Source organism: Streptomyces sp. NBC_00425 (genome assembly GCF_036030735.1).
In the GTDB taxonomy this organism is placed as follows: domain Bacteria; phylum Actinomycetota; class Actinomycetes; order Streptomycetales; family Streptomycetaceae; genus Streptomyces.
Genome location: NZ_CP107928.1, coordinates 7,440,957 through 7,460,962, shown reverse-complemented (window position 1 = coordinate 7,460,962; position 20,006 = coordinate 7,440,957). Strand labels below are relative to the sequence as shown.

Sequence of the window (20,006 nt, the reverse complement as noted above, 5' to 3'; positions counted from 1 at the left end):
CTACGCTAGCCGATTCCCCTCGTAACTCATAATCGAGTTCCGCAGGGTTCGAATTCAGGCATGCAGGCATGCCGAAATCGCTCCCGTTGAGGGATGTTGTAGGTAGTGGGTTGGCCACTTCCGGCTGCAGGCGATCGCCGTACCCGGTTCAAGCGGCTCGGGCTACGTTACGCCCAGGCCAACAGCGAGTCAACTTGGGCGACGCCTGGGGGCATGGGCCCGGTAGGGGCTCACCGTCGGGTCGTCAGCTACCCAGTAACGCCAGGGGTGTACGGCTCCGTCGCCGGAGACTCCGGTGCGCGGACCGCTGCGTACCTGGTCCGAGGCGACGGAGGCGCCGGTCAGGATGCGGAGGGGGGTCTCCTCGGCGGCACAGGCGTCCGTCCCGTCGAGTGCCCGGTCCACGCCCAGGGCGGTGGCCAGGCGGGCAGGGCCTTTGGCCAGTTCCTTGTCATTTCGGGCCGAGAGTCGACGTTTACGTGCCGCTTCGGTCCCCTCGACGATCTCCCCGGCGCGCAGCAGGACGGCACTCGCCCTGCCCTCCGGACCGCAGACGAGGTTCATGCAGTGCCACATGCCGTAGGTGAAGTAGACGTACACGTGTCCGGGGGGACCGAACATCACGCTGTTGCGGGCCGTGGGGCCGCGATAGGCGTGGGAGCCGGGGTCGTTCGGGCCGTCGTAGGCCTCGACCTCCGTGAGACGCAGGACGATCGGACCGTCGGGGGTCGTGCGGACCAGGAGCCGGCCGAGGAGATCGGGCGCCACCTCCAGGACAGGGCGGTCGAAGAAGGTCCTGGGCAGGGGCGTACGGTCGGGGGTCGCGATCATGCCCTCCGAGCGTAGTGCAGACCGGGGGGTGCGTCGGGGTGGTCAGCGGGCACTCGGCTTGCCAGGGTGAGGAACGCGGAACCGGCCTCGTCCGGATCGCGTTTGTAGGGATCGAGGGATCCCGTCCGCAGAAGGTCGTAGGTAGAGGGAGAGTCATGGCGTTCAAGAAGCTGCTCGCGAGTCTGGGGGCCGGCGGGGCTTCGGTCGAGACCGTGCTGACCGAGGTCAACGTCGTTCCGGGCGGTGTCGTCCAGGGCGAGGTGCGGATCCAGGGCGGGTCCGTCAACCAGGAGATCGAGGGGCTGTCCGTCGGGCTCCAGGCCAAGGTCGAGGTCGAGAGCGGGGACCAGGAGTACAAGCAGGACATCGAGTTCACCAAGCAGCGGCTCGGCGGCGCGTTCGAGCTCCAGGCCGGCGCGGTGCACGCGGTGCCGTTCGGGCTGGAGATCCCGTGGGAGACGCCGATCACGATGATCGACGGGCAGGCGCTGCGCGGGATGCACATCGGTGTGACGACCGAGCTGGCGATCGCGCGGGCCGTGGACTCCGGTGACCTGGACCCGGTCAACGTGCATCCGCTGCCGGCGCAGAAGGCCATCCTGGACGCCTTCGTCCAGCTGGGCTTCCGGTTCAAGAACGCGGACATGGAGCGCGGGCACATCCGGGGCACGCGCCAGAAGCTGCCGTTCTACCAGGAGATCGAGTTCTTCCCGCCGTCCCAGTACCGGGGGCTGAACCAGGTCGAGCTGAGCTTCGTGGCCGACGAGCACACGATGGACGTCGTGCTGGAGATGGACAAGAAGCCCGGACTGTTCAGCGAGGGCAGTGACACCTTCCGTTCGTTCCAGGTGGGTCTGCAGGACTACCACGGGACGGACTGGGCCGGGTACCTCAACCAGTGGCTGTCCGAGGTCGGCAGCAGGCGCAACTGGTTCTAGGCTCGGAACCGCAGACTCCAGAACCGTTCAGGAGGTACCCAGGTGACCGAGCTCAAGAGGCGGCCGCTCCCCCATGACTTCCATCCTCCCGTGCCGTCGTTCACGGTGACGAGCGAGGACGTCGAGGAAGGGGGCACGCTCAAGGCCGACCAGGTCCAGGCCAAGGGCAACACCTCTCCGCATCTGCGGTGGGAGGGCTTCCCGTCCGAGACCAAGAGCTTCGCCGTGACCTGCTTCGACCCCGACGCCCCGACGGGCAGCGGGTTCTGGCACTGGGTCGTGTTCGACATCCCGGCCTCGGTGACCGAGCTGCCGGCGGGTGCGGGCGGCGGCAGCTTCGAGGGGCTGCCGGAGAGCGCCGTGCAGGTGCGCAACGACTACGGCAGCAAGGACTTCGGCGGAGCCGCCCCGCCGCCCGGGGACGGGCCGCACCGGTACGTCTTCACGGTGTACGCGGTGGACCAGGAGAAGCTCGGTCCGGACGCGGAGGTCTCTCCCGCCGTCGTCGGCTTCAACCTTCGGTTCCACGCCATCGCCCGCGCTCAGCTGATCGGTGAGTACGAAGATCCCACGGAGGGATGATTCAGCTCATCGTTCATGGAACGTTTGCCCGCCCCTGGTCTTGGAAGTGATCAGGGGCGGGCATTTTTGTTGCCGGGGGTCGCGGGGGTCGCCTCCCGTGGAGCAGCAGATATTGCGTTGTCCATCTCGGCGTGCCCGGCCAGAGTTGGTCCCAGCCTGCCACGGGGTGGGCCGGTGCACACAGGAGGTGGGCTGGTATGCGGGACACGCTGGTGCTGAACGCGAGCTTCGAGCCGCTGTCGACGGTGACGTTGAACCGAGCCGTCGTTCTGGTGCTCCAGGACAAGGCCGTGGTCGAGCAGGCCCACCCCGAACTGCGGATGCGCGGTGCCGAGGTCGACATCCCGGCGCCCCGGGTGATCAGACTGTGCAGGTACGTACGGGTGCCGTTCCGAAGACAAGCGCCGTGGTCGAGGCGCGGTGTGCTGATCAGGGACCGTCACCGGTGCGCGTACTGCGGTCGTCGGGCGACGACCGTGGACCACGTGGTGCCTCGGGCTCAGGGTGGTCAGGACGCGTGGCTGAACACGGTCGCCTCGTGCGCGGAGGACAACCACCGCAAGGCGGACCGGACTCCGGAGCAGGCGCAGATGCCGTTGCTGCGGCAGCCGTTCGAGCCGACTCCGGCGGACGCCATGCTGCTGGCGCTGGGGCAGGACGACCTGGCCGCGCTGCCGGAGTGGCTGACGCTGGACGCCGCGTAGCCCGTATCCGTACGTGTGTGGGGCCCGCCTTCTGTCGGAAGGCGGGCCCCACACACGTCGGCGGTCAGTCGAGGGACGGCTTCTCACGCCGCTCGTTGCCGCCACCGTTGTTGCTGTTGTTTCCGTTGTTGCCGTTTCCGTTGCCGGAGTTGCCGCCGAACGGGCCGAAGTTGCCCATGGCGCCGGACAGTCCCTTCAGGGCGTCGCCGATCTCGCTGGGCACGATCCACAGCTTGTTGGCGTCGCCTTCGGCGATCTTCGGGAGCATCTGGAGGTACTGGTAGGAGAGCAGCTTCTGGTCCGGGTCGCCGGCGTGGATCGCCTCGAAGACGGTGCGCACGGCCTGCGCCTCGCCCTCGGCACGCAGGGCGGCTGCCTTGGCCTCACCTTCGGCGCGCAGGATCTGCGACTGCTTCTCGCCCTCGGCCGTGAGGATCGCGGCCTGGCGGGTGCCTTCGGCGGTGAGGATCGCGGCGCGCTTGTCGCGGTCGGCGCGCATCTGCTTCTCCATCGAGTCCTGGATGGAGGTCGGGGGCTCGATGGCCTTGAGCTCCACGCGGTTGACGCGGATGCCCCACTTGCCCGTCGCCTCGTCGAGGACGCCGCGCAGGGCCGCGTTGATCTCCTCACGGGAGGTCAGGGTCCGCTCGAGGTCCATGCCGCCGATGATGTTGCGGAGCGTGGTGACGGTGAGCTGCTCGATGGCCTGGATGTAGCTGGCGACTTCGTACGTCGCCGCCCGGGCGTCGGTCACCTGGTAGTAGATGACGGTGTCGATGTTCACGACCAGGTTGTCCTGGGTGATCACCGGCTGCGGCGGGAACGGCACGACCTGTTCGCGCAGGTCGATGCGGTTGCGGATGGTGTCTATGAACGGAACGACGATGTTGAGGCCCGCGTTGAGTGTCCGCGTGTAGCGGCCGAACCGCTCCACGATGGCGGCACTCGCCTGCGGGATGACCTGGATCGTCTTGATCAGGGCGATGAAGACCAACACCACCAGAATGACCAGGACGATGATGACCGGTTCCATCGCGGCTCCCCGTACCTTTCTCCGCCTCGGCGCTTTCGGAAGATCTTATGTCTGTTGAAGATCTTGCTGGTCGAGTCTGACAGACCGTCGTGCGGCTCGCGAGGTGTTCGGTTCACTTACGTCGTACGGGAGTTGTGCAAGGTCAGATGACGATCGCCGTGGCTCCCTCGATGTCCACGACGTCGACCTCCTGCCCCACGTCGTAGGCGCGTTCGGTGTCCAGCGCGCGGGCCGACCAGATCTCCCCGGCGAGCTTGATGCGGCCCCCCGCGCCGTCGACGCGTTCCAGCACGACGGCGTGCTTGCCCTTCAGGGCGTCGATGCCCGTGGCGAGTCGGGGACGCTGCCGGTCGTGCCGCATCGCGATGGGCCGGACGACGGCGATGAGGGCGACGGAGACGACGATGAACACGAGTACCTGCGCCACCGCGCCGAGGCCGAGGCCCGCGGCGATCGCGGCGGCCACGGCGCCGACCGCGAGCATGCCGAACTCGGGCATCGCGGTCACCACGAGCGGGATGCCCAGTGCTGCCGCGCCGACGAGCCACCACACCCACGCGTCGATGTCGTTCACACGGTCATGGTAGGGCCGTACGTCCCGCCGGGGACAGGGCGCGTAGGGGGCGGTCAGGACAGCGGAAGGCCCTGCGCCGTCCAGCGGTCACCGACCTGTTCCACGACGAGCGGGAGGCCGAAGCAGAGGGAGAGGTTGCGGGACGTGAGCTCGAGTTCGACCGGGCCCGCGGCGAGGACCTTGCCCTGGCGGATCATGAGGACGTGGGTGAAGCCGGGGGCGATCTCCTCGACGTGGTGGGTGACCATGATCATCGAGGGGGCGACGGGGTCCCGGGCGAGGCGGCCGAGGCGGCGGACGAGGTCCTCGCGGCCACCGAGGTCGAGGCCGGCGGCCGGCTCGTCGAGGAGCAGCAGTTCCGGGTCGGTCATCAGGGCGCGGGCGATGAGGGTGCGCTTGCGCTCGCCCTCGGAGAGGGTGCCGAACTTCCGGTCGAGGTAGTCGCTCATGCCGAGGCGGTCGAGGAAGGCGCGGGCGCGCTGCTCGTCGACGTCCTCGTACTCCTCCTGCCAGCCTGCCGTCATGCCGTAGGCGGCGGTCAGGACGGTCTGCAGGACGGTCTGCCGCTTGGGGAGCTTGTCGGCGAGGGCGATGCCGGCCATGCCGACGCGCGGGCGCAGTTCGAAGACGTCGGTGCCGGGCTTGCCGAGGGGCTCGCCGAGGACGGTGACGTCGCCGGAGCTCGGGAAGAGGTAGGTGGAGGCGATGTTCAGGAGGGTCGTCTTGCCGGCTCCGTTCGGGCCGAGGATGACCCAGCGCTCGCCCTCCTTGACCGACCAGGAGACCTGGTCCACCAGAGCCCGGCCCTCACGGACCACGGATACGTCCTGAAGCTCCAGAACATCGCTCATGAGCGCGTTGTCTCCCCTTGCAGTGTGGCCGGTCGTCTGTCGCGGGCGCCAGTGGCTCGGACCGCCGCGCGTGGGTGGGCGCGGCCCCTCCGGGAAAATCTACGCCACCGGTCGGGCGGCCCGTTCCATCGGTCCGGTCCTTAGGGTGGGGGGATGCTTTCGGAACCGCGCTCTGGTCGCCTTGCCGCTTGGGGAAATGCCCTGTTGGCCGGATTCGTCTCGCCGGACGACGCCGTCCTCGCCGTCGTCGGGGAGGACGCCGTGCATCGCGTGGAGGGGCTGCCCGGTGAGACGGGGCCGGTCGGGCTCACGCTCGCACTGGGCCGGCTGCGGACCCTCGGCGTCACCGGACTGCGGGTGGCGCTGCCCGTGCCGGGACATCCGCTGGGGCTGAGCGGGCCGCCGGAGTTCAACGCGCGGGCGCTGGAGGCGGAGGAGGCGGTGGTCGGTCACGGCGCCGGGTACGGGCTGGTGCCCCAGGTGTACGAGGCCGGGCCCGAGGGCGATGTGCACGTCGAGGTGGTGTGGCACTGCCTGGCGGTGCGGGAGGCGCCGCCGGCCGACGTGCCGTCGCTGGGCGAGGCGGAGCGGGAGCTGGCGGAGGCGTTGCGGGACGCCACGGCGGTGTTGTCACGGCTGGACCTGGCCGGGTCGGGGCCGGTCGCGGAGGCGGCGATCGACGCGTACCGGGCGCGGGCCGAGCGGGGGCGGGAGGTGCTGGCGCCGGGGTATCCGCCGCGGGCGGTGCGGGTGCTGGAGCTGGCGCAGCGGGTGGGGATGCTGGTGTCCCTGGCGTACGAGAAGGGGCCTGGGGGCGCGGTCACCTCCGGTGAGATGGCGGCGCGGGGCGAGGCGTTGCGGCCGGTGGAACGGACGGCCCGGCGGGCACTGGTCGCCGCGTACAACTCCGTTGTGGAGGAGCGGGAGCGGGGGGTGCGGTGAGCGGTGTCTGTGACCGGTTGCCGCTTCGTTGGTGCGGGCGGCCGGGGTGGGGTGTGCGGAGGGGCCCACGCGTCTGTGTCGACGGGTGGGCCCCTCCGGGGTGTGGCTGCGAACTCAGTCGTTGAAGCAGGTGTTGCCGAACGCCGGGTTCAGGGCGCCGATCACGTTGATCGTGTTGCCGCAGAGGTTGATGGGGACGTGCACCGGGACCTGGACCAGGTTGCCCGAGATGACGCCCGGCGACTTCACGGCCGCGCCCTCGGCACCCGCGTCGGCGACAGCGGCACCGGCCGAGGCTCCCGCGGCGATACCGGCGACGGTGAGGGCGACGGCGGCCTTCTTGGCGATGTTCATGGAAAGCATTCCTCCTGCGGTTGCGTGTCCGACCCGGCCGCGGGTCGTGCGCTGCCCAACGCGGCAGCTCCCGGGACGGTGTGGGGCGGGCCGGGAAGACACCTCGTTCGGATGATTGGGGCGACAAACAGACCGGCCTCCCACGGTGGGCGCCGGGGTGGCCGGAGGTCACTGCGGGACCGGCAGTGGTGTCAGTGGTTGAGTCCCAGGTTGCCGAAGGCCGGGTTCAGCACGCCGATGACGTTGACGCTGTTGCCGACGACGTTGACCGGGACCTGCACCGGGGCCTGGACGAGGTTGCCCGAGACGACGCCCGGCGAGCCCTTGGCCTCGCCGAGGGCGGTGGCGCCGTCGGCGGCGGAGGCCATGCCGGCGCCGGCGGCCATCAGCCCGCCGGCCACCATCGTCACGGCCGCTGCCTTCTTCAGGTTCTTCACTTCTGAGCCCTCCTGGTGATCGCCGCGGCAGTCACCGCGGCACGCACGGGAGAACGGCCGGGAGCCCCCCGGAGATACGCCGTCCGGGGGACATTCCCACGACGGTATGAATCTCGGATCGGAAGTTAACCCTCCGCATCGCCCTTCCGGGACCTCAGCCGGCCACTCCGTGGCGGACCGCCCACAGTGCGGCCTGGGTGCGGTCCGCCAGGTCGAGCTTCATCAGGATGTTGGAGACATGCGTCTTGACGGTCTTCTCGGAGAGCACCAGCGCGCGGGCGATCTCCCGGTTGGACCTGCCGTCCGCGATCAGGCCGAGCACCTCGCGTTCGCGTTCGGTGAGCGAGCCGCCCCTTCCCTGGCCCGAGCCGCTCTCCTCCTGGGACAGGAGTGCGTCGGCCACCTCGGGCTGCAGCAGGATGTGGCCGGCGTGCACCGAGCGGATGGCGCCGGCCAGGGCGTCGGGGTCCACGTCCTTGTAGACGTACCCGGCGGCGCCCGCGCGCAGGGCGGGGACCACCGTGCGCCGTTCGGTGAAGCTGGTGACGATCAGCACACGCGCGGGGTTGTCGAGATCGCGGAGCTTGCGCAGCGCCTCGACACCGTCCATCCCGGGCATCTTGACGTCCATCAGGACGACGTCGGGTCTCAGCTCCTCGGCGAGGGCGACCCCGTCCGCGCCGTCGGCGGCCTCGCCGACGACCTCTATGTCGTCCTGCACCTCCAGGAAGGTGCGCAGACCCCGGCGGACGACCTGGTGGTCGTCGACGAGCAGCACCTTGATTGGGTCAGCCACCAGGAGCCTCCATCTCGATCGTGGTGCCCTCGCCGGGCGCCGATACCACCGTGAGCGTGCCGCCGACCCCGCTCGCGCGGTCGCGCATGGACACCAGTCCGAGATGGCGGCCGGCCCGGCGGACCGTCGTCGGGTCGAAGCCTGCGCCGTCGTCGGTGACGCGCAGGACCGTGTCCGGGCCGCGCTTGCCGAGGGTCACGGCGACGTGTTCCGCGCCGGAGTGGCGCAGGGCGTTGTGCAGGGCCTCCTGGGCGACCCGCAGCAGCGCCTCCTCCTGGGCGGCGGGCAGGGCGCGGACGCCGTGGCCGGCGAAGGTCACCCGCGCGGAGTGGGCGCGGTCGAGGACCTGGATGTGAGTGCGCAGGGTGGCGACGAGGCCGTCCTCGTCGAGGGCGGCCGGGCGCAGTTCCACCACGGCGGCGCGCAGCTCGTCGGCGGCCTCGGCGGCGAGGGCGGCGACCTGGTGCAGCTCCCCCTTCGCGCGCGCGGGGTCGCGGTCGACGAGGGTCGCGGCGGCCTGGGCCGTCAGACGCAGGGAGAACAGCTTCTGGCTGACCGCGTCGTGCAGTTCGTGGGCCAGCCGGGAGCGCTCCTCGGCGATGGTCAGTTCGCGGCTGCGCTCGTACAGGCGGGCGTTGGTCAGGGCGATCGCGGCGTGCTGGGCGAGGATCGACAGCAGTTCCTCGTCGTCCTGCGTGAAGCCGCAGCCGCCGTCGGGCTTCGGACAGTTCTTGTTCGCCAGGAACAGGGCTCCGATGACCTCGTCGCCGTCACGGATGGGCAGGCCCAGGAAGTCGGACATGTCGGGGTGGGCGGAGGGCCAGCCCTCGAAGCGCGGGTCCTCGCGGACGTCGGCGAGGCGCTCGGGGCGGGCCTCGCGCAGCATGGCCGCCAGAATGCCGTGCTGGCGGGGCAGCGGGCCGATGGCCTTCCACTGCTCGTCGCTGACGCCGTCGACCACGAACTGGGCGAAGCCTCCGTGGTCGTCGGGGACGCCGAGGGCCGCGTACCGGGCGTCGAGCAGCTCACGGGCGGAGGCCACGATCGTCTTGAGGACGTCGCGCACCTCGAGGTGCCTGCTCATGGCCAGCAGCGCGGAGCTCACGGCGGCGAGGCCGGACCGGGGGCCTTGACTCATGTCCTCACGGTACCGGCGGGGTCCGACAGCGCGGATCGGACCTGTGACGGCCGCGGACCCGGGCGGGAGACCTAGGACCGAGGTCCTCGGTCCGGCGGCCTGGGTCCGGGGACCGGGTGCGCGGGCGTACGTCGAAGGGACCCGCCGGGCTGCGTCCGGCGTCCGACGCGGGAGCGGCCGGCCCGTTCCTACGGTGGGCGCACCGCCGGACGAGGCGGTCGGACGAGGGGACGGTTGTCATGCCGGTAGCGATCATCACGGGGGCGTCGAAGGGGCTGGGCCGGGCGCTGGCGGAGGCGCTGGCCGCGCGGGGCTGGGATCTGGTGCTGGACGCGAGGACGGGGGAGGTGCTGAAGGAGACGGCGGCGGCCGTGGCGTCGTACGGGACGCGGGTCGAGGCGCTCACGGGGGACGTCACGGACCCGGGGCACCGGATCGGGCTGGTGGCGGCCGCCGGGCGGCTCGGCGGCTGCGACCTGCTGGTGAACAACGCGAGCGCGCTGGGGGCCGAGCCGCTGGTGCGGCTGGAGAAGCTGCCTCTGGACGGGCTGCGGCGGGCGCTGGAGGTGAACGTGGTGGCGGCGCTGGGGCTGGTGCAGGAGGCTCTGCCGCTGCTGCGCGGGGCGCCGGCCGGCGCGGTGATCACCGTGAGCTCGGACGCGGCCGTGGAGGCGTACGAGTCGTGGGGCGGGTACGGGGCGTCCAAGGCGGCCCTGGACCGGCTCGCGGCGGTGCTCGGGGTGGAGGAGCCGGGGATCGCGGTGTGGGCGGTCGATCCCGGGGACATGGCGACGGACCTGTATGCGGCGGCCGTCCCGGACGACGGTGATCCCCGGCCGGATCCGGCCGGGGTGGCGGCGGCCTTCGTGCGGCTGTTGGACGAGCGGCCTGCCGGCGGGCGGTACGGCGCATCGGCCCTTCTGGGCGGACGGCGATGAGGCCGGCGGCGGGGACCGCCCCGTACGAGCACGTCCGGGAGTGGGAGCGGGTGCCCGAGGAACTGTCGGCGCGGGTGCCGGCCGAGCAGCGCGGGCCGGGGCGCGGCCGGGACGACGTACGGCTGCTGGTGTCGCGGGGGACGGAGGTGACGCATCACGCGTTCCGGGAGCTGCCGGGTGTGCTGCGGGCCGGGGACCTGCTCGTGGTGAACACCTCCCCGACGCTGGCGGCGGCCGTGGACGGGCGGATCGGTCACGCGCGCGTGGTGGTGCACTTCTCCACGCGCGGAGACGACGGGCGGTGGGCCGTCGAGCTGCGGGATCCGGACGGGGCCGGTTCGACACGCGCGCGTGCGGGCGGGCCGGCGGGGGCGGAGGTCCGGGTGCCCGGGGGTGTGCGGCTGGCGCTGGAGGAGCCGCTGAGTCCGGGCGGAGGGCGGTTGTGGTGGGCTCGGGTGTCGCCGGGCGGCTCGGTGCCCGGCCTGCTGCGGGAGCACGGCCGGCCCATCCGTTACGCCTACACGGAGCGGGACCAGCCGCTGTCCGCCTACCGGACGGTGTTCGCGCTGCCCTCTGCGGACGGGGCGGGCAGCGCGGAGATGCCGAGCGCGGCACGTCCTTTCACGGCGGGGCTGGTGGCGGAGCTGGTGAGCCGGGGGGTGCAGTTCGCGCCGGTCGTCCTGCACACCGGGGTGTCGTCGGCGGAGGCGCACGAGCCGCCGTACCCGGAGCGGTTCGCGGTGCCGCAGACGTCGGCGCGGCTGGTGAACGCGGTGCGGGCCGGGGGCGGGCGGGTGATCGCGGTGGGGACGACCGCTGTGCGGGCGCTGGAGTCGGCGGCCGGGGCGGACGGGGTGGTCCACGCGCGTGCGGGGTGGACGGAACTGGTCGTCACTCCGGAGCGCGGGGTGCGGGCGGTGGACGGTCTGCTGACCGGGCTGCACGAGCCGCAGGCGTCGCACCTGCTGATGCTGGAGGCGGTGGCGGGCTCGCCGGCGCTCGACCGCGGCTACGGCGCGGCGCTGCGCGGGCGCTACCTGTGGCACGAGTTCGGGGACGTGCACCTCCTCCTGCCCCCGGAGGGCGCCGCCTCGGCCCGGGGCTGACTCGGAGGACGGGGCGCGGAGCACGGCCGCGGACACGGACGTGTGCGTGGGCGTGGGTACGAGTACAGGACACCGGTGCGGGCATGGGTGCGAGGCATGGGTGGGACGTTGGCGCGAGGCACTGACGCAGAGCATTGCTTCGGCAACCAGCTGTGAGAACGATCTGTGCGCCATGTGAGCCCGCACATAGGGCCCACATCACGTACTAGGGGCATTAGGAGACAAAGGGGCACGCGATGAACGGGGCAGATGGTTCTATCTGTCCCGTTTTGCCCTTCCCCGATCCACTATCGGGGATCGTACGTCACACCTTTGCCTGGGCATTTTGCGGCCGCTAAGAATTGCTCTCGTCGCTCAGCGCCGTGGGTTCGCCCCACGGTGCTCGTGCCTCAAGCACCCGCTGTCCGGCCGTCGGACGAAGAGAGCGACCTCCGCGCTATTCGAAGAGGTCCTTCCGCATGCCCAAGAACACTCACAAGATCGCGATCGCCGGTGCCGCCACGCTCGGTGCAGCCGCCCTCGCCTTCTCCGTGGTGCCGGCCGACGCGCAGACGACCACTACGGACGCCGTCTCCACGGCCCGGGTCGCCTACAGCTCCAAGCCCGTGCAGGACGTCAAGGCCGACGTGACCGACCAGCTGGCCGCCAAGAGCGTGAAGGTCGAAGCCATCGCGGCGAAGAAGAAGGCCGCCGCGGCCGAGGCAGCCAAGAAGAAGGCCGCGGCGAAGGCCGCAGCCGCGAAGAAGAAGGCCGCCGCCGCTGCGGCCGCCAAGCGCAAGGCCGCCGCAGCGCACAAGGCCAAGGAGGCCGCGAGCCGGTCCGCCAAGCGCGCCGTGATCAAGAAGGCGTCCGTCAAGCGGTACGCCAACAACCTCGACGGCTGGATCAAGCACTCCCTGGACATCATGAAGGCCAAGGGCATACCGGGCTCCTACGAGGGCCTGCACCGCAACATCATCCGGGAGTCCTCCGGTAACCCGAACGCCATCAACAACTGGGACATCAACGCCATCAACGGCATCCCGTCCAAGGGGCTGCTCCAGGTGATCCCGCCGACCTTCAAGGCGTACCACGTCGCCGGCACGTCGTGGAACATCTACGACCCGGTCGCCAACATCACCGCCGCCGCGAACTACGCGGCCGACAAGTACGGCTCGATGGACAACGTCGACAGCGCGTACTGAGACCCCCGCACGCCGAAGGGCGGCACCCCGACGCAGGGGTGCCGCCCTTCGGCGTGTGCGCGCACCGAACCGGTGCGGGAGACCTACTTGCGCATGACCTCGGGCTCGTGACGGCGCAGGAAGCGGGCCACGAAGAAGCCGCAGATCACGCCGAGGACGACGAGCGCCGCCATGTCGAGGCTCCAGGCGCCGACGGTGTGCTCCCACAGCGGGTCCGTCCCGCCGCCGTCCTTGGGCGGGCTGATCTTGTTGAAGTCCAGCGTGGCGCCCGCGGCGGCGACGGCCCAGCGCGACGGCATCAGGTACGAGAACTCGTTGACGCCGACCGCGCCGTTCAGGGTGAACAGGCAGCCGGTGAAGACGACCTGGATGATCGCGAACATCACCAGCAGCGGCATGGTCTTCTCGGCCGTCTTCACCAGCGACGAGATGACCAGTCCGAACATCATCGACGTGAAGCCCAGCGCCATGATCGGGATGGAGAGCTCGAACATGGTGGCGGTGCCGAGGACCAGGCCCTCCTTCGGGATCTCCCGGCTCGCGAAGCCGATGACGCCGACCATCAGGCCCTGGAGCAGGGTGACCACGCCGAGCACGAAGACCTTGGACATCAGGTACGCGGAACGGGACAGGCCGGTGGCGCGTTCCCGCTCGTAGATGACCCGTTCCTTGATGAGCTCGCGGACCGAGTTGGCGGCGCCCGCGAAGCAGGCCCCGACCGCGAGGATCAGCAGGACGGTGGTGGCCGTGCCGTTGGGGATGATCCGGCCGGTCTTCGGGTTCACCGGGTTGGGCAGCAGGCTGTTGCCGGAGTCGATGAGCAGGCTCACCGCGCCGAGGACGGCCGGCAGGATCACCGTCAGGGCCAGGAAGCCCTTGTCGGAGGCGATCACCGAGGCGTAGCGGCGCACCAGGGTGACGAACTGGGACATCCAGCCCTGCGGCTTCGGCGGCTTCATCGCCTGCATCGGCGGCATCTGTACGGACTGCGGCGCGATGGCGTCGATGTCCGCGGCGTACATCTGGTAGTGCTGCGAGCCCTTCCAGCGGCCCGCCCAGTCGTAGTCGCGGTAGTTCTCGAAGGCGGAGAAGACATCGGCCCAGGTGTCGTAGCCGAAGAAGTTCAGTGCCTCCTCGGGCGGGCCGAAGTAGGCGACCGCACCGCCCGGCGCCATCACCAGCAGCTTGTCGCAGATCGCGAGTTCGGCCACCGAGTGCGTGACGACGAGGACCGTGCGGCCGTCGTCGGCGAGACCGCGCAGCAGCTGCATGACATCGCGGTCCATGCCCGGGTCGAGGCCGGACGTCGGCTCGTCCAGGAAGATCAGCGACGGCTTGGTGAGCAGCTCCAGGGCCACCGAGACGCGCTTGCGCTGGCCACCGGAGAGGGAGGTGACCTTCTTCTCCTTGTGGATGTCCAGCTTCAGCTCGCGCAGCACCTCGTCGATGCGGGACTCGCGCTCGGCGGGCGTGGTGTCGGCCGGGAAGCGCAGCTTGGCCGCGTACTTCAGGGCCTTCTTGACGGTCAGCTCCTTGTGCAGGATGTCGTCCTGCGGGACCAGACCGATGCGCTGGCGCAGCTCGGCGAACTGCTTGTAGAGGTTGCGGTTGTCGTAGAGGACGTCGCCCTGGTTGGCGGGCCGGTAGCCGGTCAGCGCCTTGAGCAGCGTCGACTTTCCGGAACCGGACGGTCCGATGACCGCGATCAGCGACTTCTCCGGGACGCCGAAGGAGACGTCCTTGAGGATCTGCTTGCCGCCGTCGACCGTGACGGTCAGGTGGCGGGCGGAGAAGGAGACCTCACCGGTGTCGACGAACTCCTCGAGCCGGTCGCCGATGATCCGGAACGTCGAGTGGCCGACGCCGACTACGTCGGTCGGACCGAGCTGGACCGAGCCGCCCTTCGGGATCGGCTGGCCGTTGACGTAGGTGCCGTTGTGCGAGCCGAGGTCGCGGATCTCCATCCGGCCGTCGGGCGTCGAGTGGAACTCGGCGTGGTGACGGGACACCTGCAGGTCGGAGACGACCAGTTCGTTCTCCAGCGCACGGCCGATGCGCATCACGCGGCCGAGGGAGAACTGGTGGAACGTGGTCGGGCTGCGATCGCCGTAGACCGGCGGCGCCCCCGCGCCTCCACCGGGCCCGCTCTGCGCGTACGGCTCGCCCGCGCCCTGCTGCTGCGGGACGTGCGCCCCCGGCTGCGGCGGCGGCCACCCGGCCTGCCCGGCCTGCGGCTGCGGCGCGGCCTGCTGGGCCCAGCCCGGGTTCGCGGCCTGCGCCGCGTACGGCTGCTGGGGCTGCGCGGCGGGCGCCTGCGCCCCCGCAAGGCTCAGCCGCGGCCCGTCGGTCGCGTTGCCCAGATGCAGCGCCGAGCCGGGACCGACCTCCAGTTGGTGGATCCGCTGCCCCTGCGCGAACGTGCCGTTGGTGCTGCCGTGGTCCTCGACGACCCAACTGCGGCCGTTGAAGCTGACCGTGGCGTGACGCCAGGAGACCCTGGCGTCCTCCAGGACGATGTCCCCCTGCGGATCCCGTCCGAGGGTGTAAGACCTGGACGGATCGAGCGTCCAGGTGCGTCCGTTCAATTCCAGTACGAGTTCCGGCACTCCAGCCCCACTGAGTTGTCCCCCGAGTAGCCCCATCAACGGGGAGTCTAGGGATGTCGAACATCGGGGGGAACTATTTCAGTAGCGGCCCCCTGACCGAAAGTCGGGCCTTGTGAAGAGCGTGCGCGGACGCATCGGCCGTTGACGTTGACGGGGTTGAAAACGGGCCGGAGAGTGGTAAACGCACGCGAGGGGGACGGAAGCGGCGATCTTCGCCCGCCCCGCGCTGCGGATCGGGGGGTCTGCATGGGTTCCGGTACGGATGTCGGCGGCCGTGGGAAGACGGTGGACGCCGGGGGCGTGCCGTGGCTGGACGTGCTGCTGGCCGCGATCGCCGCGGTGAGCTGGGCGTTGATCGCCATGGCGGGCACGGCGGCGCTGGGCCTGCATCTGCTGGAGGCGGACTCCGCCGGGTCGTTGGGCCCGATGACGGCCGCGGTGGTGGTCCTGGGCGCCGGCGGCTCGGTGACGCCGTCGGGTGACGTGTCCGCTTTCGGTCTCACCGGCGCGCAGACGACCACGGCCATCGAGATCACGCCATTGGGGGTGAGCCTGGTGGGCGCGCTGCTGCTGTCCTGGTTCTTCCTGCGGTCCCTGCGCGGGGCCGGAGTTGCGATCGCCCCGGCCGAACTCCTCGCACGGGTGGGCTCGGTGGTCGCGCTCTTCGTGGCGATGCTCGGCGGACTCGCCTGGGCGGGGCACGACGTCATCACGCTCGACGGGGGCGCACTGGGCCTTGACGACCTTCCCGGAGGCGGCGGGGGCGGTCTCGAGGTTCCGGGTCTCGGGGACATCGGGGGTCTGCTGCCCGATCGGCTCGGCGATCTGGTCGACGCGCGGGCCGCGGTCGGCTTCCGCGTCGACACGGCGCCCACGCTGCTCGGCGGCCTCGGCTGGTCGCTCGGCATCCTGCTGATCGCTCTGCTGGCCTCACGCCGGACGCCGTTGCCGCGCGGCTGGGAGCCGGTGCACCGGGTGGTGCGTCCGGCGGCGTCGGCCGTCGTCACCGTGCTGCTGGTGGCCGTGGCGGCCGGGTCCGCCGCGGCGGCGTACGCGGCGGTCGGCGACGACCATCCCCGGCGGATAGCGGGAGCGGCGCTGCTCGGCGCACCGAACGGGGTCTGGCTGGGGGTTCCGCTCGGCCTGTTCGTCCCGTGGGACGGCCGGGCCACGGGTGCGCTGACGAGCCTGCTCCCGCACCCCCTCGACGACCTCCTGCGGGCCGGCACCGAACAGCCGGTGACCCTGAGCCGCCTCGCGGAGCTGGACGGACGGGTGTGGCTGCTGGGAGTGGCCACGGCACTGATGATGCTGCTGGCGGGGGTGCTGACGGCCGTACGGACGCCGGTGGAGGCAGCCGGGGCAGCGGGCGGGGCGGGCACGATGGGCGCGGTGGGGGCGGTGGGCGCGGTGGAGGCCGGCGCGGGGGCGGGGCAGGTCGGCGTCGGCGGTTTCGTGGCGCGCTGCGCCCTGCGGCTGGGGGTCGTGACGGCCCTGGCGTTGTTCCTGCTCGTCCGGCTGACGGGGGTGTCCGTGAACGCCTCGCTCTCCGTGCTCGGGTTCGACGCGTTCGGGGCCGGTGTCCAGCTGCACGGGCGGCCGGGCACGGCACTGCTGCTGGGCGGCGCGTGGGGGGCGGGGGCGGGCGCCGCCGGGGCGCTGTTGGCCCGGCTCACGGGGGCCGCGGGACGGTGGGCGTGGGCGGCGGAGACGGCACGGGGTGACGCGGGGCGCACGCGGCCGACGGCGCACGCGGCGGGCAGGGGTCGGCAGGATTACGGATCTCCGGGAGACGCGGGTGACCCGGCCGGACCGTACGCGCCGAGCGGGTCGTACCGGCCGCCGAACCCGGCGACCAATCCCTACCTGCGCGTTCCGGACGAGCTCAGGGACCCGCAGGAGCCGAGGGCACCGGAGGACGCGCGGCCGGGGGCCACCCGGGAGGGCGGGGCCGGGCCGTCGGGGCCCTACGGCAGTTCACGGCGGGACGAACCGCCGCCCGGGCCTGACGACGTCTACGGCGCCCCGACCGTCGTCCGCCCCCTGGGTCCCTCGCCCCGCTCACCCCGACGGCCTGCGGGCCCGCGCCCCGGTCCGCGCGCGGGCGAGCGCCCGCCGACGGGACCGGAGGACGGCCCGCCGCCGCCACCGCCTCCCCCGCCGCCTGCGCCGCCCCGGGGGCCGAGGACACCGCGGGGACCCCGGTGAGGAAGGGGCCGCCCCCGGCGCCCGACGGGCGGGCGGGACCGGCGAAGCGGGGCGGGACGGGGCCGCCCCGGGCCCGAGCGGTCGGGGCGGGGGCACCGGCGTGGGGCGGACGGAGCGTCGCCGTTCGCCGAGGCGGGCGTCGGCCCGAGCGACGGCCTGGGCGTCGTCCAGAGCATCGGCCTGGGCATCGGCCGGAGCATGGGCCGGGGCGTCGTCCGGGAGACGCGAACCGTTCGCTGTCCGTCAGGCGGACCTGAGCGGCGGGCGGCACTGGGTGCCGGATACGGTGGGTACACCATGAGCGCTTTGCAGACTTCGTCCTCTGACGTGCCCACGCTCCTTGTCAAGATCTTCGGCAAGGACAGGCCGGGCATCACGGCCGGCCTCTTCGACACCCTCGCCGCCTACTCCGTCGACGTGGTCGACATCGAGCAGGTCGTCACGCGAGGCCGGATGGTGCTGTGCGCGCTCGTGACCGAGCCGCCGGCCGGCCTCGAGGGGGACCTGCGCTCGACGGTGCACAGCTGGGCCGAGTCGATGAAGATGCAGGCCGAGATCATCTCCGGCACCGGCGACAACCGTCCGCGCGGTGTCGGCCGGTCGCTGGTCACCGTGCTCGGGCACCCGCTCACCGCGGAGGCCACGGCGTCGATCGCCGCGAAGATCACGAAGGCCGGCGGCAACATCGACCGTATCTTCCGGCTCGCCAAGTACCCGGTCACCGCCGTCGAGTTCGCCGTCTCCGGTGTGGCCGCCGGGCCGCTGCGCACCGCCCTGGTCACGGACGCGGCGGCGCTCGGCGTGGACGTGGCCGTGGTGGACGCCGGTCTGTACCGGCGGGCCCAGCGGCTCGTCGTCATGGACGTCGACTCCACGCTCATCCAGGACGAGGTGATCGAGCTCTTCGCCGCGCACGCCGGCTGCGAGGACGAGGTCGCCGCGGTGACGGCTGCGGCGATGCGCGGCGAGCTCGACTTCGAGCAGTCGCTGCACGCGCGTGTGGCGCTGCTGGAGGGGCTGGACGTCTCGGTCGTGGACAAGGTGCGCGCCGAGGTGCGGCTGACCCCCGGCGCGCGGACGCTGATCCGGACGCTGAAGCGGCTGGGCTACCAGGTGGGCGTCGTCTCCGGCGGATTCACCCAGGTCACGGACGATCTGCAGGACCGGCTGGGGCTGGACTTCGCCCAGGCCAACACGCTGGAGATCGTCGACGGGAAGCTGACCGGCCGGGTGACGGGCGAGATCGTCGACCGCGCGGGCAAGGCGCGGCTGCTGCGCCGGTTCGCCGCCGAGGCCGGTGTGCCGCTGTCGCAGACCGTGGCGATCGGCGACGGCGCCAACGACCTGGACATGCTGAACGCGGCCGGACTGGGAGTCGCCTTCAACGCGAAGCCGGTGGTGCGCGAGGCCGCGCACACGGCGGTGAACGTGCCTTTCCTGGACACCGTCCTGTATCTGCTCGGCATCACCCGCGAAGAGGTCGAGGCCGCCGAGATGCACGACGAGCAGTAGCCCGACCCTCGCGAGGGCACATCCGTTCGGAATCCGATCGGCCGAGTACACCGGCCCGCAGTGACGGGCGCGGACGAGCACGGAGGGCCCGGCGCTACGGCGGCGCCGGGCCCTCCCATGTGCCGGTCGGGTTACTCGGAGGGGGCCCAGTAGTCGAGCAGCGTGGCGACGCCCGGCTCCAGCGACTTCCAGGAGCCGTCGAAGGAGATGACGGCGAAGGCGGCGGCCGGGAAGCCTCGGCTGTGCATGCGCTCCCCCGCGTCCCCGTCGACCTGGCCGGAGAGGACGTCGGCGAGCCCCTGGATTCCGGGGTTGTGGCCGATCAGGACGAGGTTGTGCACGTCGTCGGAGGTTTCGTTGAGCAGGGCGATCAGCTCGCCCGGCGAGGCTTCGTAGATCCGCTCCTCATAGACGGTTTTCGGCCGGTGCGGGAACTCCTGGACGGCGAGCTTCCACGTCTCCCGGGTGCGGACCGCGGTGGAGCACAGGGCCAGGTCGATGGGGATGCCGGTGTCGGTCAGCTTGCGTCCGGCGACGGCGGCGTCCTTCCGGCCCCGTTCAGCGAGCGGACGCTCGTGGTCGATCACCTGCGGCCAGTCGGCTTTCGCATGGCGGAAGAGGACGATCCTGCGGGGTTCTGCGACGCTCATGACTCCCAGCTTCGCACGAAACAGGCCATGGGGCGCAGGGAGTTGACATGCGGTCCCACCAGCGGTCCCGAGCCGGCCTAGCGGGCGACGAGCTGCTGGACGCGCTCGACGAGATGGGTGATCGCCGGGTCGCCGCCCGCCGCGTGGGCGTCGACGGGGTTCAGTATCAGCACCAGCAGGGTGATGAAGGCCAGCGTCGGGAGGGCGAGCGCCCACCAGGGCAGCAGGTTGTCGACGCCGCCCCGGGCGGCTGCCGGGTGGGCCTTGGAGTGCGTGGGGGCCGGCATGGGTGCCTCCGCTGTCTTCGAGTCGTCCGCAGGCCGTGGCCGGTGATCCGCGTCGTGCGGTCACAGTTCGAAGTTACGGAAACGGGCGCCGTCAACCCATCCGGTGACCCACCCACTTGACCCTGACCCTCACCCCCTAGGGGACAGGGGGGTTAACCCCACCCCCGGCGGCACGCCGGGCCGTCCGGGTCAGGGGGAGGCGACGGTCGCGATGACGGCGATGATCACGAAGATGGCGAGGAACGAGCCGAAGACGAGGAGCATCTTCTTCTGGCCGTTGCGCGGGTTCGGGTCGAGCACTGGCATGCGGCCAGTCTCGCACCCGCAGGCCCGGG

The 20,006-nt window shown here is 71.5% G+C and carries 20 protein-coding genes and 1 pseudogene; 9 read left to right on the top strand and 12 right to left on the bottom strand.

Annotated elements, in window-relative coordinates:
• Nucleotides 1–189: 189 nt before the first annotated feature.
• Entirely contained in the window at nucleotides 190–831 is a 642-nt protein-coding gene (locus tag OHS82_RS32825) for a DNA-3-methyladenine glycosylase (RefSeq protein WP_057582310.1), read from the bottom strand.
• 155 nt (nucleotides 832–986) lie between these two features.
• Here OHS82_RS32825 and OHS82_RS32820 point away from each other — a divergent pair, with 155 nt between their 5' ends.
• From OHS82_RS32820 to OHS82_RS32810, 3 genes are all read left to right on the top strand, one after another.
• Nucleotides 987–1,769 carry a sporulation protein gene (locus OHS82_RS32820; RefSeq protein ID WP_057582309.1) on the top strand — a complete coding sequence of 261 codons (783 nt, stop codon included), beginning with the start codon at nucleotides 987–989 and terminating at the stop codon, nucleotides 1,767–1,769.
• Between the two features lie 42 nt (nucleotides 1,770–1,811).
• The gene (locus tag OHS82_RS32815) at nucleotides 1,812–2,351 is read left to right on the top strand and encodes a YbhB/YbcL family Raf kinase inhibitor-like protein (protein WP_057582308.1); all 540 of its coding nucleotides are present in this window, start codon (nucleotides 1,812–1,814) and stop codon (nucleotides 2,349–2,351) included.
• 197 nt (nucleotides 2,352–2,548) lie between these two features.
• A complete protein-coding gene (locus tag OHS82_RS32810) occupies nucleotides 2,549–3,055 on the top strand; it encodes an HNH endonuclease (RefSeq protein ID WP_057582307.1) in 507 nt (168 codons plus the stop codon).
• Nucleotides 3,056–3,119: 64 nt separating this feature from the next.
• Here OHS82_RS32810 and OHS82_RS32805 read toward each other — a convergent pair whose 3' ends face one another.
• The 3 genes and pseudogenes from OHS82_RS32805 to OHS82_RS32795 all read right to left on the bottom strand — a co-directional run.
• On the bottom strand, nucleotides 3,120–4,088 hold the full coding sequence (locus OHS82_RS32805; protein WP_328435084.1) for an SPFH domain-containing protein: 969 nt from the start codon (nucleotides 4,086–4,088) through the stop codon (nucleotides 3,120–3,122).
• Between the two features lie 142 nt (nucleotides 4,089–4,230).
• Nucleotides 4,231–4,662 carry an NfeD family protein gene (locus OHS82_RS32800; RefSeq protein ID WP_057582305.1) on the bottom strand — a complete coding sequence of 144 codons (432 nt, stop codon included), beginning with the start codon at nucleotides 4,660–4,662 and terminating at the stop codon, nucleotides 4,231–4,233.
• Nucleotides 4,663–4,982: 320 nt separating this feature from the next.
• A pseudogene (locus OHS82_RS32795) lies at nucleotides 4,983–5,513 on the bottom strand (ABC transporter ATP-binding protein); the annotation flags it as partial.
• Nucleotides 5,514–5,666: 153 nt separating this feature from the next.
• On the opposite strand from OHS82_RS32795, the gene OHS82_RS32790 reads away from it, so the two are divergent.
• On the top strand, nucleotides 5,667–6,455 hold the full coding sequence (locus OHS82_RS32790; RefSeq protein ID WP_328435083.1) for a hypothetical protein: 789 nt from the start codon (nucleotides 5,667–5,669) through the stop codon (nucleotides 6,453–6,455).
• Nucleotides 6,456–6,569: 114 nt separating this feature from the next.
• Here OHS82_RS32790 and OHS82_RS32785 read toward each other — a convergent pair whose 3' ends face one another.
• The 4 genes from OHS82_RS32785 to OHS82_RS32770 all read right to left on the bottom strand — a co-directional run bounded on the left by OHS82_RS32785 (nucleotide 6,570) and on the right by OHS82_RS32770 (nucleotide 9,180).
• Complete coding sequence (locus OHS82_RS32785) at nucleotides 6,570–6,809, bottom strand: chaplin (RefSeq protein WP_057582302.1); 240 nt, start codon at nucleotides 6,807–6,809, stop codon at nucleotides 6,570–6,572.
• Between the two features lie 191 nt (nucleotides 6,810–7,000).
• Nucleotides 7,001–7,246 carry a chaplin gene (locus OHS82_RS32780; RefSeq protein WP_057582301.1) on the bottom strand — a complete coding sequence of 82 codons (246 nt, stop codon included), beginning with the start codon at nucleotides 7,244–7,246 and terminating at the stop codon, nucleotides 7,001–7,003.
• Between the two features lie 154 nt (nucleotides 7,247–7,400).
• Nucleotides 7,401–8,042, bottom strand: coding sequence for a response regulator (locus tag OHS82_RS32775; RefSeq protein WP_057582300.1), 642 nt, complete (start codon nucleotides 8,040–8,042; stop codon nucleotides 7,401–7,403).
• On the bottom strand, nucleotides 8,035–9,180 hold the full coding sequence (locus tag OHS82_RS32770; protein WP_057582299.1) for a GAF domain-containing sensor histidine kinase: 1,146 nt from the start codon (nucleotides 9,178–9,180) through the stop codon (nucleotides 8,035–8,037). The genes OHS82_RS32775 and OHS82_RS32770 overlap by 8 nt, the downstream gene beginning before the upstream one ends.
• 239 nt (nucleotides 9,181–9,419) lie before the next feature.
• Between OHS82_RS32770 and OHS82_RS32765 the strand changes: the two genes are divergently transcribed.
• From OHS82_RS32765 to OHS82_RS32755, 3 genes are all read left to right on the top strand, one after another.
• Nucleotides 9,420–10,118 (top strand): SDR family NAD(P)-dependent oxidoreductase, encoded by a 699-nt coding sequence (locus tag OHS82_RS32765; RefSeq protein WP_057582298.1) that lies wholly within the window; start codon nucleotides 9,420–9,422, stop codon nucleotides 10,116–10,118.
• The gene (locus OHS82_RS32760) at nucleotides 10,115–11,224 is read left to right on the top strand and encodes an S-adenosylmethionine:tRNA ribosyltransferase-isomerase (protein ID WP_057582297.1); all 1,110 of its coding nucleotides are present in this window, start codon (nucleotides 10,115–10,117) and stop codon (nucleotides 11,222–11,224) included. Before OHS82_RS32765 ends, OHS82_RS32760 begins: the two co-directional genes overlap by 4 nt.
• Nucleotides 11,225–11,682: 458 nt before the next feature.
• Nucleotides 11,683–12,408: a transglycosylase SLT domain-containing protein gene (locus tag OHS82_RS32755; protein WP_057582296.1), complete on the top strand. Its 726-nt coding sequence runs from the start codon at nucleotides 11,683–11,685 to the stop codon at nucleotides 12,406–12,408.
• An 83-nt stretch (nucleotides 12,409–12,491) separates the two neighbouring features.
• Here OHS82_RS32755 and OHS82_RS32750 read toward each other — a convergent pair whose 3' ends face one another.
• Nucleotides 12,492–15,014, bottom strand: coding sequence for an ABC transporter ATP-binding protein/permease (locus OHS82_RS32750; RefSeq protein WP_057582295.1), 2,523 nt, complete (start codon nucleotides 15,012–15,014; stop codon nucleotides 12,492–12,494).
• Nucleotides 15,015–15,260: 246 nt separating this feature from the next.
• On the opposite strand from OHS82_RS32750, the gene OHS82_RS32745 reads away from it, so the two are divergent.
• Nucleotides 15,261–17,222 (top strand): streptophobe family protein, encoded by a 1,962-nt coding sequence (locus tag OHS82_RS32745; protein WP_328435082.1) that lies wholly within the window; start codon nucleotides 15,261–15,263, stop codon nucleotides 17,220–17,222.
• 297 nt (nucleotides 17,223–17,519) lie between these two features.
• Complete coding sequence (gene serB, locus OHS82_RS32740) at nucleotides 17,520–18,734, top strand: phosphoserine phosphatase SerB (protein ID WP_057582293.1); 1,215 nt, start codon at nucleotides 17,520–17,522, stop codon at nucleotides 18,732–18,734.
• A 131-nt stretch (nucleotides 18,735–18,865) separates the two neighbouring features.
• Here the strand turns inward: serB and OHS82_RS32735 are convergent, their stop codons facing one another.
• The 3 genes from OHS82_RS32735 to OHS82_RS32725 all read right to left on the bottom strand — a co-directional run bounded on the left by OHS82_RS32735 (nucleotide 18,866) and on the right by OHS82_RS32725 (nucleotide 19,977).
• Nucleotides 18,866–19,384, bottom strand: a complete 519-nt coding sequence (locus OHS82_RS32735) for a SixA phosphatase family protein (RefSeq protein ID WP_057582292.1) — start codon at nucleotides 19,382–19,384, stop codon at nucleotides 18,866–18,868.
• A gap of 77 nt (nucleotides 19,385–19,461) precedes the next feature.
• Nucleotides 19,462–19,671, bottom strand: a complete 210-nt coding sequence (locus tag OHS82_RS32730) for a hypothetical protein (protein ID WP_057582291.1) — start codon at nucleotides 19,669–19,671, stop codon at nucleotides 19,462–19,464.
• Between the two features lie 189 nt (nucleotides 19,672–19,860).
• The gene (locus OHS82_RS32725) at nucleotides 19,861–19,977 is read right to left on the bottom strand and encodes an SGM_5486 family transporter-associated protein (RefSeq protein ID WP_107105320.1); all 117 of its coding nucleotides are present in this window, start codon (nucleotides 19,975–19,977) and stop codon (nucleotides 19,861–19,863) included.
• Nucleotides 19,978–20,006 lie beyond the last annotated feature (29 nt).

Bases quoted from the DNA above. Each gene is read 5' to 3' on its own strand.
- OHS82_RS32725 (WP_107105320.1), bottom strand. From the start codon at position 19,977: ATGCCAGTGCTCGACCCGAACCCGCGCAACGGCCAGAAGAAGATGCTC.
- OHS82_RS32735 (WP_057582292.1), bottom strand. From the start codon at position 19,384: ATGAGCGTCGCAGAACCCCGCAGGATCGTCCTCTTCCGCCATGCGAAA.
- OHS82_RS32820 (WP_057582309.1), top strand. From the start codon at position 987: ATGGCGTTCAAGAAGCTGCTCGCGAGTCTGGGGGCCGGCGGGGCTTCG.
- OHS82_RS32825 (WP_057582310.1), bottom strand. From the start codon at position 831: ATGATCGCGACCCCCGACCGTACGCCCCTGCCCAGGACCTTCTTCGAC.
- OHS82_RS32755 (WP_057582296.1), top strand. From the start codon at position 11,683: ATGCCCAAGAACACTCACAAGATCGCGATCGCCGGTGCCGCCACGCTC.
- OHS82_RS32730 (WP_057582291.1), bottom strand. From the start codon at position 19,671: ATGCCGGCCCCCACGCACTCCAAGGCCCACCCGGCAGCCGCCCGGGGC.
- OHS82_RS32765 (WP_057582298.1), top strand. From the start codon at position 9,420: ATGCCGGTAGCGATCATCACGGGGGCGTCGAAGGGGCTGGGCCGGGCG.
- OHS82_RS32760 (WP_057582297.1), top strand. From the start codon at position 10,115: ATGAGGCCGGCGGCGGGGACCGCCCCGTACGAGCACGTCCGGGAGTGG.
- OHS82_RS32790 (WP_328435083.1), top strand. From the start codon at position 5,667: ATGCTTTCGGAACCGCGCTCTGGTCGCCTTGCCGCTTGGGGAAATGCC.
- OHS82_RS32745 (WP_328435082.1), top strand. From the start codon at position 15,261: ATGGGTTCCGGTACGGATGTCGGCGGCCGTGGGAAGACGGTGGACGCC.
- OHS82_RS32770 (WP_057582299.1), bottom strand. From the start codon at position 9,180: ATGAGTCAAGGCCCCCGGTCCGGCCTCGCCGCCGTGAGCTCCGCGCTG.
- OHS82_RS32810 (WP_057582307.1), top strand. From the start codon at position 2,549: ATGCGGGACACGCTGGTGCTGAACGCGAGCTTCGAGCCGCTGTCGACG.
- serB (WP_057582293.1), top strand. From the start codon at position 17,520: ATGAGCGCTTTGCAGACTTCGTCCTCTGACGTGCCCACGCTCCTTGTC.
- OHS82_RS32785 (WP_057582302.1), bottom strand. From the start codon at position 6,809: ATGAACATCGCCAAGAAGGCCGCCGTCGCCCTCACCGTCGCCGGTATC.
- OHS82_RS32805 (WP_328435084.1), bottom strand. From the start codon at position 4,088: ATGGAACCGGTCATCATCGTCCTGGTCATTCTGGTGGTGTTGGTCTTC.